Source organism: Roseicella aerolata (assembly GCF_020523605.1).
Lineage (GTDB): Bacteria > Pseudomonadota > Alphaproteobacteria > Acetobacterales > Acetobacteraceae > Paracraurococcus > Paracraurococcus aerolatus.
The window spans coordinates 1-15,501 of record NZ_JAJAQI010000008.1 but is presented as its reverse complement, the minus strand read 5'-3'; the positions used below and the strand labels follow the sequence as shown (position 1 = coordinate 15,501).

The window sequence follows — 15,501 nt, the reverse complement described above, 5'->3', positions numbered from 1 at the left end:
GCCGCGGCCAGACATGCCGTGCGGCCCCGCGGCGGTCAGGCATCGCCGAGGCGGAAGGCATCCGCGATGCGCCGCACCGCGCCATCCGCCGCGACGAGCAGCACATCGAAGCGGATGCCCGCAGCACCCTGGCGGGGATTCTCCGCCAGCCAGCATTCCGCCGCGGCGATGAGCCGGGCGCGCTGCCGCGGCCCGAGGGCGTAGGCAGCCTCGGAAAGGCTGGGCCGCGCCTTCACCTCGATGAAGGCGAGCACCCCCTCCCGCTCCGCCACCAGGTCGAGTTCACCGGCCGGGGTGCGGACGCGGCGGGCCAGCACCGCCCAGCCCTCGCGCGACAGCGCCGCCGCCGCGGCCTCCTCGGCCGTGCGGCCCGTGCTGTCAGCGCGCGCCCCGCGACGCTGCCGGGCGAGGTTGGTGGCAGGCCCCATCGAGTCGGATAGTGCCGCAGGTCAAGCCCGGACCTGGAGAGAAAAGTGAGAGGGGGTGCGGGTCACCCGGCGACCGCCTCCCGGATCAGCCCGATTGCCTCCTCGATCATCGGCGCGGTGACGTCGAGATGCGTGCAGGCGCGCAGCCTGCCGCCGAGGCCGCTGACCGCGACGCCCTGCATCAGCAGCCGCTGCTGCACGGCCGCCGCATCCACGCCGGCCTCCTTGACGTCGAAGAAGACCAGGTTGGTGTCCGGCTCCTCCACCACCACGCCCGGGATCTGGGAGAGGCCGCGGGCCAGCGCCTTCGCATTGGCATGGTCCTCCGCCAGCCGGTCCACATGGTGGTCCAGCGCATGGAGGCAGGCGGCGGCGCAGATGCCGGCCTGGCGCATGGAACCGCCGAGCCGCTGCTTCCAGCGCCAGGCGGCGCCGATGAATTCGGCCGAGCCGCAGAGCACGGCGCCGAGCGGCGCGCCGAGGCCCTTGGTGAAGTCCAGCCAGACGCTGTCGTAGGAGGCCACCATGTCGCGCGGCGCGATGCCGGCGGCGATGCAGGCATTCATCAGCCGGGCGCCGTCCATATGCGTCGACCAGCCCTGCTCATGCGCGACCGCCGCGACGGCGTTGAGCTGCGCCAGCGGCCAGACCGCGCCGCCGCCGATATTGGCGGTCTGCTCCACCTCCAGCAGGCGCTGCGGCGGGGCGTAGCGGGTCTTCGGGCGGATGGCGGCGCGCACGTCATCCGCGCTGAACATGCCGCGCGCGCCCTTGAGCGGCATGATCTGCACGCCGGTGAAGGCGGCATGCGCGCCGCCCTCCGAATGCAGGATGTGGCTGGTCTCATGCGCCACCACCTCATCGCCCTTGCCGCAATGGGTCAGGATGGCGATGACGTTGCACATGGTGCCGGAGGGCAGGAACATCGCCGCCTCCTTCCCCATCAGCGCCGCCATGCGGTCGCAGAGCGCATGGACGGTCGGGTCGTCGCCATGCTGCTCGTCGCCGAGCTCGGCGCGCATCATCGCCTCCTTCATCGCCGCGGTCGGGCGGGTCTGGGTGTCCGAATAGAGGTTGATGCGGACGGGCGGGGCGCCGGCGAGCGGACGGGCGGGGGCATGGACCATGGCGATATTCCCTCAATCGCCGCCAAGCTGCGGCGGCTTGCGGGCGCTGGCAAGCGGGGGGCCGGGCGCCACCCCCTCCCCGAATCGCGCGCGGCATGGCATGGGGCGCGCCGCTTCCGAAACCTTGCAGGACATCCATGGCCGGGCACGCCCATGCCGACCACACTGGCGACAAGCGCATCGCGCTGCTGATCTCCATCCTCGCGCTGTTCCTGGCGCTGGCCGAGACCGGCGCGAAGAGCGCGCAGACCGAGGCCATCACGCGCAACGTGGAGGCCGCCAATCTCTGGTCCTTCTTCCAGGCCCGCACCATCCGCCAGACCACGCTGCGCGCGGCGGTGGAGGAGACGGAGCTGGACCGCGCCGCCGCCGCCGACCCGGCGCTGCGCCAGGCGATCGAGGCGCAGCAGAAGGCCTGGCGCGACACCGTCGCGCGCTGGGAGAGCGAGCCCGCGACCGGCGAGGGCCGCAAGGAGCTGAGCGAGCGCGCCAAGGCCGCCGAGGCGAAGCGCGACCGGAACATGGCCGCCTACCACCATTACGAGTACGGCGCGGCGGCCTTCCAGGTGGCGATCGTGCTGGCCTCCGCCTCCATCATCACCGCGGTCCCGGCGCTGGCGCTGGGCGCGGTGGCGCTCGGCGTGGCCGGCGTGGCGCTGACCGGCATCGGCTTCTTCGCACCCGAGGCGGTGCATTTCTGAACGGAAACCAGCGCCGCCAGGTAAAGGGGCGCGCCGGTTCGCATCGCCGGTAGGCCGGCCATCCCGGAGGGCAACCGATACCCCAGGCCGTCCGGGGCGCCATCGCGGTGGGCCCCGGCCGCATGGCCGGCCGGGAACGGATCAGGCCGGCACCGCGAAATGCCGCGCCCAGGCGGCGGCAAGGCGCGGCCGGGTGGCGACGGCCCGCGCCAGCGCCTGGATGCGCGGGCAATGGCCGGGCATCCAGGCCTCATTGCCCATCCAGCGCGACAGCACGGCCAGATACAGGTCGGCGAGCGAGAGACGGTCGCCCAGCACGAAGGGCGAAGGCTGCGCCCCCGCCTCGATCAGGTGCCAGATCTCGCGCGCCATCTCGCCCGCCCGGGCACGGATGGAGGCCGGTTCGGCGCCGAAGCGCTCGGGATAGTCGTAGCGGGTGACGCAGGGATAGATCTCGCTGGCCGCCAGCATCATCCAGCGCAGCGCGACGGCGCGGCCCGGATCCTCGCCTGCGGGCAGCAGCCCCGCTTCCGGGTGGCGGGCCTCCAGCGTCAGCAGGATGGCCGTGCTCTCCGTCACCACCGTGCCGTCCGGCAGCAGCAGCGTCGGCACGCGGCCCATCGGGTTGATGCGGCGGTACTCCGCCGCCAGCTGGGCATCCTGCTCCAGCGGCACGGGACGCAGCGCGGCCTCGGCGCCGATCTCGGCCAGGGCCAGTTCGACGATCGCGGAACCGGAGCGCCGGTCCCCATGGAGCACGTATCCCATGCGCCGAGCCTGGAATCCCGGCGCCGCACCGGTCCAATGCAAAGCGGTGATGGGGCGATCAGCCGGGCTGATGGGGCGCCCGGCCCACCGCCTGGTGGGGAGGGCGTCAGGCCGCGGCGTCGTGGACCCGGCCGCTCAGCCGGTGGGCAGCCCGCACCAGGGCCTTGAGGAAGAAAACCAGCAGGATCAACGCGGCGATGCCGCCGGTCATCAGCGCCAGGCTGTACCAGGGGTCCGGCAGGGCCCGGACCAGCCCGGCCGCCCGCGCAGCAGCGCCACCCCGTCCATCGGCATTCCCGGATCCATGACCGGCAGGCCGAGCACGGAGGAGACGAAGCGGCTCCCGGCCAGCAGCCATCCCTGCTGGATGGCGGCGCCGAGCAGGGCGATGACGAGGAGGATCCGGACCAGCGATGCCATGCCCCGCAGCCTGGCAGCGGCGGGGTAAAGAAAGGGTTCAGGCCTGCGGCGCCGGCCTGGCCGTGGGCGGCACGGCGGGCCGGCCATAGAGCTGCATCGCCCGCCTCTCGAAGGCCCGGACCATCAGCCGTACCGCCTCGTTGAAGACGGTGCCGATGACGGCCTGCAGCAGCCGGGAGCGGAACTCGAAATCGACGAAGAAGTCGACCTCCGTACCCAGCGCGTGCGGGTTGAAGCGCCAGTGGTTGTTCAGGTAGCGGAAGGGCCCGTTCAGGTAGCGCACATGCACATGGTGGGGCCGCTCCAGCGTCACCTGGCTGCGGAAGGTCTCCCGGAACATCTTGAAGCCGATGGTCAGGTCGGCGACCAGCTCATCCTCCTTGCGGGAGAGGACGCGGGCGCCGACGCACCAGGGCAGGAATTCCGGGTAGCGGCGCACATCCGCCACCATGTCGAAGAGCTGCTCCGGTGTGTAGCGGAGGATCCTCTTCTCGGCATGGGTCGGCATCAGGCGGCCGCCAGCCTCGCCTCGCGCGCCGCCTTGAGGGCGGCAAAGTCGCGGTCCGCATGGTAGCTGCTGCGGGTCAGCGGCGTCGCGGAGACCAGCAGGAATCCCTTGGAGCGGGCCATGCGGGCATAGTCCCCGAACTCGTCAGGGGTGACGAACCGGTCCACCGCGGCATGCTTCACCGTCGGCTGCAGGTACTGGCCGATGGTCAGGAAATCGACCTCCGCGCTCCGCATGTCGTCCATCACCTGCAGCACCTCGATCCGCTCCTCCCCCAGGCCCACCATCAGGCCAGACTTGGTGAAGATGGAGGGGTCGAGTTGCTTCACCCGGTCGAGCAGCCTGAGCGAGTGGTAGTAGCGCGCGCCGGGCCGGATGGTTGGGTAGAGCTTCGGCACCGTCTCCAGATTGTGGTTGAAGACGTCGGGCCGGGCCTCGACCACCACCTCCAGCGCGCCGTCCTTCCGCAGGAAGTCGGGGGTCAGGACCTCGATGGTGGTCTCCGGCGCCGCCGCCCGGATGGCGCGGATCGTCTGCGCGAAATGCCCGGCGCCGCCATCCCCCAGGTCGTCCCGGTCCACGCTGGTGACCACCACATGCCGCAGGCCCATCTTGGCCACCGCATCGGCCACCCGGCGCGGCTCATCCGCATCCAATGCCCTGGGCAGGCCGGTTGCCACGTTGCAGAAGCTGCAGGCGCGGGTGCAGGTCTCCCCCATGATCATCATGGTGGCATGGCGCTGCGACCAGCATTCCCCGATATTCGGGCAGGCTGCCTCCTCGCAGACCGTGGTCAGCTTGTTGTCGCGCATCAGCGCCCGGGTCTCGTGATAGACCGGGCTGGTCGGCGCCTTCACCCGGATCCAGGCGGGTTTCCGCTGGATGGGGTTGTCGGGGCGGTGGGCCTTCTCCGGATGGCGGGCCGCCGGATCGGGCCTGGCCGATGCGGGCTCCGCCGGGGGGCTGCCCCCCCCTGCCCGGTGGTCGATCTCGATGCGCGTGGCCATGCCGTGCCGGTTGCCTCTGCCGATGGCGGGCGCGGCCGCCACGGCCGGCCCGGGGCCGCCCGCGGTGGCCGCGCCGACGCCCTAGATGTGGATCACCCGGCCATAGGCATCAAGCACCGCCTCATGCATGGCCTCGGAGATGGTCGGGTGGGGGAAGACCGTGTGCATCAGCTCGGCCTCGGTCGTCTCCATGGTACGGGCGATGGTATAGCCCTGGATCATCTCCGTGACCTCCGGCCCGGCCATATGGGCGCCGAGCAGTTCGCCGGTCTTCGCGTCGAAGACGGTCTTGATCATCCCCTCCGGCTCACCCATGGCGATCGCCTTGCCATTGCCGATGAAGGGGAAGCGCCCGACCTTGACCTGGTGGCCGGCCTTCTTCGCCGCCTCCTCGGTCATCCCGACGCTCGCGACCTGGGGCCGGCAATAGGTGCAGCCCGGGATATTCCCGGTATCGAGCGGGTGGACATCGTTCAGCCCGGCGATCCTCTCGACGCAGATCACCCCTTCATGGGAGGCCTTGTGGGCCAGCCAGGGCGGGCCGGTGAGGTCGCCGATGGCATAGACCCCCGGCTCCCCGGTCCGGCAATATTCATCGACCACCACATGGGCGCGGTCCACCTTGACCCCGGTGCCCTCGAGGCCGATGCCCTCGACATTGCCGACGATCCCGACCGCGGAGATGACGCGGTCCGCGGTGATCTCCTGCACTTTCCCGCCGGCCTCGATCACCGCCGTGACCTCGGTGGCGTTCTTGCGCAGGCCCTGGACCTTGGCGCCGGTCAGGATCTTCATGCCCTGTTTCTGGAAGGATTTCTGGACGAAGCTGCTGATCTCCGCATCCTCGACCGGCAGGATCCGGTCCAGCACCTCCACCAGCGTCACCTCGGCGCCGAGGTTGAGGTAGAAGCTGGCGAACTCCGCCCCGATCGCCCCGCTGCCGATGACGATCAGCCGCTTCGGCATGGCATCCGGGACCATCGCCTCCTTGTAGGTCCAGACCAGCTTGCCGTCCGGCTCGATCCCCGGCAGCACCCGCGCCCGCGCGCCGGTCGCCAGGATGATGTGCTTCGCCGCAAGCTCGGCGACGCCCTTGCCGTCCTTGCTGACGGACAGCCTGCCCTTGCCGGCCAGCGTGCCGTGCCCGTCGAAGACCGTGACCTTGTTCTTGCGCAGCAGGTGCTTCACCCCGCCCGAGAGCTGGCCGGCGACGGCGCGGCTGCGCTTGACGATCTTGTTGATGTCGAAGCGGATGTTGTCGGCGGCGAAGCCATAGGCATCCAGCGTGTGCAGCAGGTGGTTGATCTCGGAGCTGCGCAGCAGCGCCTTGGTCGGGATGCAGCCCCAGTTCAGGCAGATGCCGCCCAGATGCTCGCGCTCCACCAGCGCCGTCTTCATGCCGAGCTGGGCGGCACGGATGGCGGCGACATAGCCGCCGGGACCGCCGCCGAGCACGATCAGGTCGAAATTCTGGTCGGCCATGATTTACCTCTCCTGATCCTGTTGCCCGGCCGGTTCACGCACCGCGGCAGCGCCGCTCCGTGATCGGGCGGGTCCGGCCAGCGCCCGGAGCGCGTCGCCGCCGAGGCGCTGCAGGGTCCAGCCCTCCCGCGGGAGGGCCCCGATGGAGCGGTAGAAGGCGATGGAGGGCGCGTTCCAGTCCAGCACGGACCACTCCATCCGGCTGCAACCCTGCGCCAGCGCGCGGCGGGCGAGCTCAGAGAAGATCGCCCGGCCGATGCCCCGCCCGCGTGCCTCGGGGTTCACGAAGACGTCCTCGACATAGAGCTTGGCCCGGCCGTCGAAGGTGGAGACGCTGTAGTACCAGAGGGCGAAGCCGGCCGGCGCGCCTTCCCATTCCGCGATCAGCGCCTCGGCCCGCGCCGGGGTGCCGAAGAGCAGGGCGCGGAAATCCTCCTCCGTCGCCGCCACCTCATGCAGCAGATTCTCGTATTCCGCGAGGGCGCGGACGAAATGCAGCACCAGCCCGACATCCCCGGGCGTGACATCGCGAAGCGTGAGGCGATTCATGCCTGGGCCTCGTGGCAGACGGCCTCGATCCGGTTGCCCGCGGGGTCGCGCAGGAAGGCCGCGTAGTAATGGGGGTGGTAGTGCGGGCGAAGGCCGGGCGCGCCGTCATCCGCCCCGCCGGCAGCGAGCCCCGCGCGCCAGAAGGCATCGACCGCCGCCCGGTCCGGCGCCTTGAAGCACCAGTGCCGCCGCGGCGCCTCCCCCGGCGCCGCATCCCGCAGCACCGAGAGATAGCTGCGCCCGGGCTGCGCCGCATCCGCGCGCCGCCCGTAGCCCAGCCAGTCCTCGCTGCGCCCGACCGCCGGCACGCCGAGCGCCACCATCACCGCATCGTAGAATCGCGCGGCGAGGGCGAGGTCCGGCGCCGTGATCGAGACGTGATCGATCACAGCATCAGGCTCAGCGGGTCCTCGATCACGCCCTTCAGCGCCTGCATGAACTCGGCCGCCAGCGCGCCATCGATGACGCGGTGATCGACCGAGAGTGTGCAGGTCATGACGGTCGCGACCGCAAGCTGCCCGCCCTTGACCACCGGCCGCTGCTCGCCGGCGGCGACCGCGAGGATGCCGGCCTGGGGCGGGTTGATGATCGCGGAGAAGTCGCGCACGCCATACATCCCCATATTGGAGATGCTGAAGCCGCCGCCCTGGAATTCCTCCGGCTTCAGCTTGTTCGCCTTGGCGCGGGAGGCGAGGTCCTTCATCTCGTTGCTGATGGCCGAGAGGCCCTTGCGGTCGGCCTGGCGGACGATCGGCGTGATGAGGCCTGTCGGCGTCGAGACGGCGACCGAGATGTCCACATCATGGAACTGCAGGATGGCGTCCTCGGTCCACATGGCATTGACCTGCGGGAAACGCCGGAGCGTCACCGCGACCGCCTTGATCACCAGGTCATTGACCGAGAGCTTGAAGGCCGCAGGATCATTGTCCCCCTTGGCCTTCGGCGACTTGGCGTTGAGGTCGGCGCGCAGCTTCAGCAGCGCGTCGATCTCGAAATCCATCGTCACGTAGAAATGCGGAATCGTCTGCTTCGATTCCGAGAGGCGCCGCGCGATCACCTTGCGGATGGTGCTGTTCGGCACCGGCGTGTGCGGCGCGGTGACGCTGGGCGGCGGCGCGGCCGGCTTCGGGGCCGGGGCGGGCTGTTGCGCCGGGGCGGCGGCCTGCGGCGCGGGGGCGGGCTTCGCGGCCGGGCCCTTAGCGAGCGCCGCCTCGATATCCGCCTTCACGATCCGCCCGCCCGGCCCGCTGCCGGTCACGCCCGACAGATCAAGGCCCGCCTGCTGCGCCATGCGGCGCGCCAGCGGCGAGGCGAAGACCCGCTCCCCATGGTCCGGCACCGCCTGGCCGTTCGGCTTCGGCCCGGAGGGCTGCGGCGCCGGCATCGCCACCGGCTGCTCCGCCGCGCCGGCCACCTTGCCGCCGGCCTCCTTCACCGCCTCGATCGCCGGGGCCTGGCTGGCCGACTGCGCCGGCTCGGACGCCTTGGCATCCTGGGATGCCGGCACCTTCCGGGCCAGGTCGCTCACCTTCTCGCCCGGCTCGACCAGCACGGCGATCGGGTCGTTCACCTTCACGCCCTGGGTGCCGTCCCCGACCAGGATCTTGCCCAGCACGCCCTCGTCGACCGCCTCGACCTCCATGGTCGCCTTGTCGGTCTCGATCTCGGCGATGATGTCGCCGGCCTTGACCTCGTCGCCTTCCTTCTTCAGCCAGCGCGCCAGCGTGCCCTCCGTCATGGTGGGCGACAGGGCGGGCATCAGGATGTTGGTGGCCATCGGACGTATCCCCCCGCCCCTATTTGTAGGTCACGCGCTTCACGGCCTCGATGATCTCGGGCTGCGTCGGCAGCGCCAGCTTCTCGAGATTCGCGGCATAGGGCATCGGCACGTCCTTGCCGCAAACGCGGACGGGCGGTGCGTCCAGCCAGTCGAAGGCGGCCTCGATCACCTGCATCGCCACCTCGGTGCCGATATTGGCGTAGGGCCAGCCTTCCTCCACCGTCACCAGCCGGTTGGTCTTCTTCACCGAATTGGCGATGGTCCCGGCATCCAGCGGGCGGATGGAGCGCAGGTTGATCACCTCCGCCTCGATCCCCTGCTTCGCCAGTTCCTCGGCCGCCTGCATCGCCCAGGTGACGGCGATGGAATAGGCGACGATAGTGACATCCTTGCCGGCGCGCTCGATCTTGGCCTTGCCGATCGGGACGATGAAATCCTCGGCCGTCGGGCATTCGAAGGTGTGACCGTAGAGAATCTCGTTCTCCAGCACGATCACCGGGTTGGGGTCGCGGATGGCCGCGCGCAGCAGGCCCTTGGCATCCGCCGCCGACCAGGGCGCCACCACCTTCAGCCCGGGCACATGCGCGTACCAGGAGGCATAGCACTGGCTGTGCTGCGCCGCGACGCGCGCCGCCGCGCCGTTCGGTCCGCGGAAGACGATCGGGCAGCCGAGCTGGCCGCCGGACATGTACAGCGTCTTGGCGGCGCTGTTGATGATCTGGTCGATCGCCTGCATGGAGAAGTTGAAGGTCATGAACTCCACGATGGGCTTCAGCCCATTCATGGCCGCCCCGACCGCCATGCCGGTGAAGCCGTGCTCGGTGATCGGGGTGTCGATCACCCGCCGCGCGCCGAACTCGTCCAGCAGGCCCTGGCTGATCTTGTAGGCGCCCTGGTACTGGGCGACTTCCTCGCCCATCAGGAAGACCTTGTCGTCGGCCCGCATCTCCGCAGCCATGGCGTCGCGCAGGGCTTCCCGCACCGTCATGGGCTTGGTCGGGCCCCAGTCCTTCTCCGGCGCCGCAGCGGCCTCGCCGGCCTTCGCCGCGCCCTCGCCACGCTCGGCCCCGCGCTGCGCGACCGCGCCGTAATCCTCGGCCTGCTTCGCGATCTGGCCGACCGACTGGCTCGCCGCCGCCGGCGGGGCCGGCTGCTGCGGCATGGCGGTGTCCTGGCCCGGCGCGGCGCCCTTCGAGGCCGCCTCGCCGCCGCCATCGAGCTCGGCGATCGGGGAGTTCACCGAGACGCCCTCGGTGCCCTCGGGCACCAGGATCCTCGTGATCGTGCCCTCATCCACGGCTTCCACTTCCATGGTCGCCTTGTCGGTCTCGATCTCGGCAATCACGTCGCCGGACCTGACCTCGTCGCCTTCCTTCTTCAGCCAGCGGGACAGCTTGCCCTCCGTCATGGTGGGCGACAGCGCCGGCATCAGGATCTGCACGCCCATCTCAGCGGGCCTCCTCGATGAGCACATCGGTCCAGAGCTCGCTCTCCGGCGGCTCGGGGCTTTCCTGGGCGAAATCGGCGGAATCCTGGACGATCGCCTTCACCTCGTCGTCGATCTTCTTCAGCTCCGCCTCGCTCGCGCCCTGCTCCAGCAGCAGCTTGCGCGCGGTCTCGATCGGGTCGGACTGCTCGCGCATCTTCTGCACCTCCTCCCGCGTGCGGTATTTCGCCGGGTCGGACATGGAGTGGCCGCGATAGCGGTAGGTCTTCATCTCCAGCAGGTAGGGGCCCTTGCCCTCACGGCAGTGGGCGGTGGCGCGCTCGCCGGCCTCCTTCACCGCCATCACATCCATGCCGTTCACCTGCTCGCCCGGGATGCCCCAGGGGGAGCCGTTCTTCGACAGGTCGCGGGAGGCGCTGGCACGCTCCACGCTGGTGCCCATGCCGTATTTGTTGTTCTCGATGATGTAGATGCAGGGCAGCTTCATCAGCGCCGCCAGGTTGAAGCTCTCATAGACCTGGCCCTGGTTCGAGGCGCCCTCGCCGAAATAGGTCAGGCAGACATTACGGTTCTCGCGGTACCAGTTGGAGAAGGCGAGCCCGGTGCCGAGCGAGACCTGCGCGCCGACGATGCCATGGCCGCCGAAGAAGCCCTTCTCGCGGCTGAACATGTGCATCGAGCCGCCCTTCCCCTTCGAATAGCCGCCGATGCGCCCCGTCAGCTCCGCCATGACGCCGCGCGCCTCCATGCCCGTGGCGAGCATGTGGCCGTGGTCGCGGTAGGAGGTGATGACCTGGTCGCCGGGCTCGAGGCACATCTGCATGCCGACGACGACCGCTTCCTGGCCGATATAGAGGTGGCAGAAGCCGCCGATCAGGCCCATGCCGTAGAGCTGGCCGGCCTTCTCCTCGAAACGCCGGATCAGCAGCATGTCGCGGTAGGCCTGCTGCAGCTGCTCCCGCGTCATCGGCGCTTCCTTCGCCGCCCGCGGCCTGCGCTTGGCGCCCGCGGTCTCCGCTGCCTGGGCCATTCGACGGCTCCCCTTCTCGTCTCCGGTCTGCGTGATCTACGCGGCACCCCGCGGCCCGACAAGCGACGGCGGCATGAAAAAAGCCCGATGTTGCAATGCAATACGCGAATTAACTCGATTCTGGTTAACGACTCGCGCGGGCGTTCCGGACGCTTGCGGGAACCATTGCGGCCAAGCCGGCAGCGGCGAAAGAAATCGCACGCCCGACGGCCACAGAACGCAGCTTTCGCATCCGACGGACAACCGCTCACCGGATTGCGATGCGAGATGCCGCTCGCGCGCGACCGGTTCCGCGCCGGCGGGACGGAGCACGGGTCCGGAAGCCGGGCATCAGCCTTGCGGCATCGTCGGCGGGACCTGCCCGGGGGGCATGCTGCCGGTCCGTCAGGCATGCCCCCCGGCACGGAGCCCGGGGCCTTGCCCCCGGGGCCCGGCCGTTTTATGCGCGGCCTACCCTGCTGACCCGGAGACCCGCATGTCCGCCATCGTCGACATCATCGCGCGCGAGGTTCTCGATTCGCGCGGCAACCCGACCGTGGAGGCCGAGGTCGTGCTGGACAGCGGCGCGGTCGGCGGTGCCATGGTCCCCTCCGGCGCCTCCACCGGTGCGCATGAGGCGGTCGAGCTGCGGGATGGCGACAAGTCCCGCTACGGCGGCAAGGGCGTGCTGAGGGCGGTCGCCAATATCGAGGGCGAGATCTTCGACGCCCTCTCCGGCATGGACCCGACCGAGCAGGTCAGGATCGACGAGACCATGCTCGACCTGGACGGCACGCCGAACAAGGCGCGCCTCGGCGCCAATGCCATCCTGGCGGTTTCGCTGGCGGTGGCGAAGGCCGCGGCCGAGGATCTCGGCCAGCCGCTCTACCGCTATGTCGGCGGTGTCTTCGCCCGCACCCTGCCGGTGCCGATGATGAACATCATCAATGGCGGCAAGCACGCGGATAACCCGATCGACATCCAGGAATTCATGATCATGCCGGTCTCCGCCGGCACCGGGGCGGATGCCGCCCGGATCGGCGCGGAGGTCTTCGCGGCGCTGAAGAAGCAGCTGCACGATGCCGGCCACAACACCAATGTCGGCGACGAGGGCGGCTTCGCCCCGAATATCGGCAGCGCGGATGAGGCGCTGTCCTTCATCGCCAAGGCCTGCGAGGCCGCCGGCCATCGCGTCGGGGAGGACATCATGTTCGCCCTCGACTGCGCCTCGACCGAGTTCTTCAAGGACGGCAACTACGTCATGGAGGGCGAGGGCAAGACGCTCGATGCCGGCGGGATGGTCGACTACCTCGCCGCGCTCTGCGCCAAGTGGCCGATCATCTCCATCGAGGACGGCATGTCCGAGGATGACTGGGCCGGCTGGAAGCTGCTGACGGAAAAGCTCGGCCAGAAGGTGCAGCTGGTCGGCGACGACCTGTTCGTGACCAACCCCGAGCGCCTGCGCCAGGGCATCGAGACCGGAACGGGCAATGCCATCCTGGTCAAGGTCAACCAGATCGGGACGCTCACCGAGACGCTCGAGGCGGTCGAGATGGCGCACCGCGCCGGCTACAAGGCGGTGATGAGCCACCGCTCCGGCGAGACCGAGGACGCGACGATCGCCGACCTCGCCGTGGCGACCAATTGCGGGCAGATCAAGACCGGCTCGCTCTCCCGCTCCGACCGGCTGGCCAAGTACAACCAGCTCATCCGGATCGAGCAGCAGCTCGGCCCGGCGGCGCGCTACGCCGGCCGGACCATCCTGCGGCGCTGACGCGGGGGCGGGGCGCCGGCGCCCCGCAGGTCACCCCGCCGGATCGAACCAGCAGCCCCCGCGCCGCGGCAGGGGCCTTTCCGTGTGGCAGCGACGACACGGGGCCGGCGGTCCGGCGGAACACGGTTGGGCCCGGTCGCGCTTTCGCATACGATCTTCCTTGCCAAAAGGCGCGGGCGCTGATTCTCTACGTCCGGTTGTGCCAGGGATTTGCCGCTGATGTCCTTTGTCCGCGCGCTGAAGCGCCGGGTGCGTGACGCGATGCTGCCGGTGGCCTTCGCGGCGCTCTGTGGCTATTTCGCCTGGCACTCCCAGCATGGCGATTTCGGCCTGGAGGCGCGTGAGCGGAAGCTGGGGGACATCGCCCTGGCCAGGGCCGCTCTGACGCGGGCGGAGGCGGAGCGCGATGCCATGGAGCGCCGCGTCGCCGGGTTGCGCGGCGACCGGATCGACCGTGACCAGCTGGATGAGCGGGCGCGGACCCTGCTGAACCTGGTCGGCAGGGACGAGCTGGTCATCCCCTACGAGCACGGCCGGCGCCTCTTCCAATAGCCGCGGCCAGAACAGGTCGCTGATCCCAACGGCCCCGATCGCCGCCCCCTGCGGCGCGGGTGCCGGCCCGCGCTGAGGCAGCTCCGGGCATTCGGCAAAGCATCGCTCCGCCGGCAACCCTGGCTGCGGCCCGCCGTCCATGCGGCGCTCCTGCCCTGGTGCCGTCACGCATCCGGGCCCTTGGGATCAGGCGGCCGGCCTTGCACCATGCCGGGCGCTGGCCGGGGCTGCGCCAAGGCTCCGGCGGCGGAACCCGGTGCCGTTGCCGCCATGGCTGCCGCCGCAGGGAGCCGCCTCCGGCGCGATGCCGGCTATTCGGACCCGTCGCCACCTCCATCGGCGTCACCGACCTCGCCAGGCAGGGGCCCCGCGTCGCCGGCGCCCGTCCCTCCCCCATCGGCCGCCGCGACAGCCTGCACGGGATCGCCCGTCCCGGCGGCCTCGTCGCCATGCTGCCGCAAGACGGCACCCGCCATGGCGGTGGCCGAGGCCAGGAAGGCCCAGAGGGGCTCGAAGGGCCGGAATCCGAGCAGCGCGACCATGGCGATGCCGAGGAGGGCCAGCAGCCCGCCGGCCAGCAGGAGCCAGCCCAGGAGCCGCCGCGCCCGGTGCCAGGTCATGTCATTCCCGGGGCGGAGCGGAGCCGCACCGCCTCAGCCGTGCCGGGCGGACTCGGCCAGCACGCCCAGCCGGGCCACCGCCGCCTCGAAGCCCGCCACCTTCTCCCCGGCCTCCGGCGCGCCGGCCGCCAGCGCGGCATGCGCCGTCTCCAGCCGGTCGAGCAGCTCGGCCAGCGCGGCGAGGCTGTCCTGGGCCGGGTCATCCTCGCGCAGCTCGGCCAGGCTGCGGAAGATCCCGTAGCGTTCCCCGGGGCCAAGCCGACGATCGGCCGCGACCGCGGCCAGGAAGCGGGACTGCATGGCGTCCAGCCCCTCCCGCCGGGCGCGGAGGGCGCCCCGCACCCCCTGCCCCGGCTGCGCCCCGATCACCATCCGCAGCAGGCCCGTGACGGCGGCGAGATGCGGCGCGGCCTCCGCCACCATGGCCGGCACCGTCGCGCCGCGGGTGGCGGCGATCCGGTCCGGCAGGCCGGACAGCGCGGCGATGCCGGCCAGCCCGGCGGCGCGCGCCGGCTCCGGCACCGCCGTGCCGCTGGCGGCCTCGACATCCCGCAGCCCGGCCGCCGCGGCCTCCGCCAGCAGCGCGCCCTCCGGGCCGGAGCGGGGCGCGATCCCCTCCCCGCCCGCCAGCTGCGCCAGGGCATCGCCATAGTCGCCGAGGGCGGTGAAGGCGGGCATCAGCACCTGGCCGGCCGCTTCCACCAGCCCGATCGGGGGTGGGCCGAGGCGCGGCGGCGCGGCCCGGCGGCCACCCGCGGCGAAGGCCATGGCGCCCCCTTCGCGCAGCGCGCGCTGCTCGAAGGCCGCCATGCGGAGGATCAGGGCATCGGCGCCCGGGTCGGCCGCCTCCAGCGCGGTGCCGAGGCGAAGGGCGAGCGGCGATGGCGGCTCACGGCCCGGGCGGGTACAGCCGATGGCGAGCAGGGGCAGAAGGAATGCGCTGCGACGCAGGAACATGCGGGGGCGGCCTTGAAACGTGCCGGCAGTGACGCCGCCGCGCGCCGGCACGTCAAGCCTAGGCCCCGTCAAACCCGGGGGCTCCGCCCCCCGGACCCGGCCTGCTCAGGCGCGCCCGCACCGGTCCCGACCTGCGGCCGCCCCAGGGGCCCAGACCGCGGATGCGGCCCGTGGCCCATGCGGCGCAGCCAGGACACCGAAGGCGACGCCGGCGCCCGAGGCCGCAGAGCTCATCGGCATGCCTGCGGGACGTTAGACCTTTATTGCCCTGACTGTGCATAGCCGCAGTGTTGGAAGTAGGCGGCGCACTCGCTCGGACTGAAGCGGTCGAGGAGACTGCCGATGGTATCCCAGAGGGTGCCGACGGTCCTG

The 15,501-nt window shown here is 71.0% G+C and carries 17 protein-coding genes; 3 read left to right on the top strand and 14 right to left on the bottom strand.

Annotated elements, in window-relative coordinates; genetic code table 11:
* Nucleotides 1–35 precede the first annotated feature (35 nt).
* Nucleotides 36–428 (bottom strand): YraN family protein, encoded by a 393-nt coding sequence (locus LHA35_RS06900; RefSeq protein WP_226606215.1) that lies wholly within the window; start codon nucleotides 426–428, stop codon nucleotides 36–38.
* 62 nt (nucleotides 429–490) lie between these two features.
* Nucleotides 491–1,555 (bottom strand): threonine aldolase family protein, encoded by a 1,065-nt coding sequence (locus tag LHA35_RS06895; protein WP_226606212.1) that lies wholly within the window; start codon nucleotides 1,553–1,555, stop codon nucleotides 491–493.
* Between the two features lie 137 nt (nucleotides 1,556–1,692).
* Here LHA35_RS06895 and LHA35_RS06890 point away from each other — a divergent pair, with 137 nt between their 5' ends.
* Entirely contained in the window at nucleotides 1,693–2,256 is a 564-nt protein-coding gene (locus LHA35_RS06890; protein WP_226606209.1) for a DUF4337 domain-containing protein, read from the top strand.
* Between the two features lie 141 nt (nucleotides 2,257–2,397).
* On the opposite strand, the gene LHA35_RS06885 is transcribed toward LHA35_RS06890, so the two are convergent.
* From LHA35_RS06885 to pdhA, 10 genes are all read right to left on the bottom strand, one after another.
* Nucleotides 2,398–3,024: a glutathione S-transferase family protein gene (locus tag LHA35_RS06885; RefSeq protein WP_226606207.1), complete on the bottom strand. Its 627-nt coding sequence runs from the start codon at nucleotides 3,022–3,024 to the stop codon at nucleotides 2,398–2,400.
* Nucleotides 3,025–3,234: 210 nt separating this feature from the next.
* Nucleotides 3,235–3,444: a hypothetical protein gene (locus tag LHA35_RS06880; RefSeq protein ID WP_226606204.1), complete on the bottom strand. Its 210-nt coding sequence runs from the start codon at nucleotides 3,442–3,444 to the stop codon at nucleotides 3,235–3,237.
* A gap of 37 nt (nucleotides 3,445–3,481) precedes the next feature.
* The gene (locus LHA35_RS06875; RefSeq protein WP_226606201.1) at nucleotides 3,482–3,952 is read right to left on the bottom strand and encodes a type II toxin-antitoxin system RatA family toxin; all 471 of its coding nucleotides are present in this window, start codon (nucleotides 3,950–3,952) and stop codon (nucleotides 3,482–3,484) included.
* Entirely contained in the window at nucleotides 3,952–4,959 is a 1,008-nt protein-coding gene (gene lipA / locus LHA35_RS06870) for a lipoyl synthase (RefSeq protein ID WP_226606199.1), read from the bottom strand. The genes LHA35_RS06875 and lipA overlap by 1 nt, the downstream gene beginning before the upstream one ends.
* Nucleotides 4,960–5,040: 81 nt before the next feature.
* The gene (lpdA, locus tag LHA35_RS06865) at nucleotides 5,041–6,441 is read right to left on the bottom strand and encodes a dihydrolipoyl dehydrogenase (RefSeq protein WP_226606196.1); all 1,401 of its coding nucleotides are present in this window, start codon (nucleotides 6,439–6,441) and stop codon (nucleotides 5,041–5,043) included.
* Nucleotides 6,442–6,444: 3 nt separating this feature from the next.
* Complete coding sequence (locus LHA35_RS06860; protein ID WP_226606193.1) at nucleotides 6,445–6,990, bottom strand: GNAT family N-acetyltransferase; 546 nt, start codon at nucleotides 6,988–6,990, stop codon at nucleotides 6,445–6,447.
* Nucleotides 6,987–7,379: a VOC family protein gene (locus tag LHA35_RS06855; protein WP_226606190.1), complete on the bottom strand. Its 393-nt coding sequence runs from the start codon at nucleotides 7,377–7,379 to the stop codon at nucleotides 6,987–6,989. The genes LHA35_RS06860 and LHA35_RS06855 overlap by 4 nt, the downstream gene beginning before the upstream one ends.
* A complete protein-coding gene (locus LHA35_RS06850) occupies nucleotides 7,376–8,767 on the bottom strand; it encodes a pyruvate dehydrogenase complex dihydrolipoamide acetyltransferase (RefSeq protein WP_226606188.1) in 1,392 nt (463 codons plus the stop codon). The genes LHA35_RS06855 and LHA35_RS06850 overlap by 4 nt, the downstream gene beginning before the upstream one ends.
* Before the next feature lie 19 nt (nucleotides 8,768–8,786).
* Entirely contained in the window at nucleotides 8,787–10,217 is a 1,431-nt protein-coding gene (locus LHA35_RS06845; RefSeq protein WP_226606187.1) for a pyruvate dehydrogenase complex E1 component subunit beta, read from the bottom strand.
* 1 nt (nucleotide 10,218) lies between these two features.
* Complete coding sequence (gene pdhA / locus LHA35_RS06840; protein WP_226606513.1) at nucleotides 10,219–11,184, bottom strand: pyruvate dehydrogenase (acetyl-transferring) E1 component subunit alpha; 966 nt, start codon at nucleotides 11,182–11,184, stop codon at nucleotides 10,219–10,221.
* 538 nt (nucleotides 11,185–11,722) lie between these two features.
* Here pdhA and eno point away from each other — a divergent pair.
* Both eno and LHA35_RS06830 read left to right on the top strand, forming a co-directional pair.
* The gene (eno, locus tag LHA35_RS06835; protein ID WP_226606185.1) at nucleotides 11,723–13,000 is read left to right on the top strand and encodes a phosphopyruvate hydratase; all 1,278 of its coding nucleotides are present in this window, start codon (nucleotides 11,723–11,725) and stop codon (nucleotides 12,998–13,000) included.
* 219 nt (nucleotides 13,001–13,219) lie between these two features.
* A complete protein-coding gene (locus tag LHA35_RS06830; protein WP_226606183.1) occupies nucleotides 13,220–13,552 on the top strand; it encodes an FtsB family cell division protein in 333 nt (110 codons plus the stop codon).
* A gap of 311 nt (nucleotides 13,553–13,863) precedes the next feature.
* Here LHA35_RS06830 and LHA35_RS06825 read toward each other — a convergent pair whose 3' ends face one another.
* Nucleotides 13,864–14,172: a hypothetical protein gene (locus tag LHA35_RS06825; RefSeq protein ID WP_226606181.1), complete on the bottom strand. Its 309-nt coding sequence runs from the start codon at nucleotides 14,170–14,172 to the stop codon at nucleotides 13,864–13,866.
* A gap of 33 nt (nucleotides 14,173–14,205) precedes the next feature.
* A complete protein-coding gene (locus tag LHA35_RS06820) occupies nucleotides 14,206–15,129 on the bottom strand; it encodes a hypothetical protein (protein WP_226606176.1) in 924 nt (307 codons plus the stop codon).
* Nucleotides 15,130–15,501 lie beyond the last annotated feature (372 nt).

Bases quoted from the DNA above. Each gene is read 5' to 3' on its own strand.
- LHA35_RS06900 (WP_226606215.1), bottom strand. From the start codon at position 428: ATGGGGCCTGCCACCAACCTCGCCCGGCAGCGTCGCGGGGCGCGCGCT.
- LHA35_RS06895 (WP_226606212.1), bottom strand. From the start codon at position 1,555: ATGGTCCATGCCCCCGCCCGTCCGCTCGCCGGCGCCCCGCCCGTCCGC.
- LHA35_RS06890 (WP_226606209.1), top strand. From the start codon at position 1,693: ATGGCCGGGCACGCCCATGCCGACCACACTGGCGACAAGCGCATCGCG.
- LHA35_RS06885 (WP_226606207.1), bottom strand. From the start codon at position 3,024: ATGGGATACGTGCTCCATGGGGACCGGCGCTCCGGTTCCGCGATCGTC.
- LHA35_RS06880 (WP_226606204.1), bottom strand. From the start codon at position 3,444: ATGGCATCGCTGGTCCGGATCCTCCTCGTCATCGCCCTGCTCGGCGCC.
- LHA35_RS06875 (WP_226606201.1), bottom strand. From the start codon at position 3,952: ATGCCGACCCATGCCGAGAAGAGGATCCTCCGCTACACACCGGAGCAG.
- lipA (WP_226606199.1), bottom strand. From the start codon at position 4,959: ATGGCCACGCGCATCGAGATCGACCACCGGGCAGGGGGGGGCAGCCCC.
- lpdA (WP_226606196.1), bottom strand. From the start codon at position 6,441: ATGGCCGACCAGAATTTCGACCTGATCGTGCTCGGCGGCGGTCCCGGC.
- LHA35_RS06860 (WP_226606193.1), bottom strand. From the start codon at position 6,990: ATGAATCGCCTCACGCTTCGCGATGTCACGCCCGGGGATGTCGGGCTG.
- LHA35_RS06850 (WP_226606188.1), bottom strand. From the start codon at position 8,767: ATGGCCACCAACATCCTGATGCCCGCCCTGTCGCCCACCATGACGGAG.
- LHA35_RS06845 (WP_226606187.1), bottom strand. From the start codon at position 10,217: ATGGGCGTGCAGATCCTGATGCCGGCGCTGTCGCCCACCATGACGGAG.
- pdhA (WP_226606513.1), bottom strand. From the start codon at position 11,184: ATGACGCGGGAGCAGCTGCAGCAGGCCTACCGCGACATGCTGCTGATC.
- eno (WP_226606185.1), top strand. From the start codon at position 11,723: ATGTCCGCCATCGTCGACATCATCGCGCGCGAGGTTCTCGATTCGCGC.
- LHA35_RS06830 (WP_226606183.1), top strand. From the start codon at position 13,220: ATGTCCTTTGTCCGCGCGCTGAAGCGCCGGGTGCGTGACGCGATGCTG.
- LHA35_RS06825 (WP_226606181.1), bottom strand. From the start codon at position 14,172: ATGACCTGGCACCGGGCGCGGCGGCTCCTGGGCTGGCTCCTGCTGGCC.
- LHA35_RS06820 (WP_226606176.1), bottom strand. From the start codon at position 15,129: ATGTTCCTGCGTCGCAGCGCATTCCTTCTGCCCCTGCTCGCCATCGGC.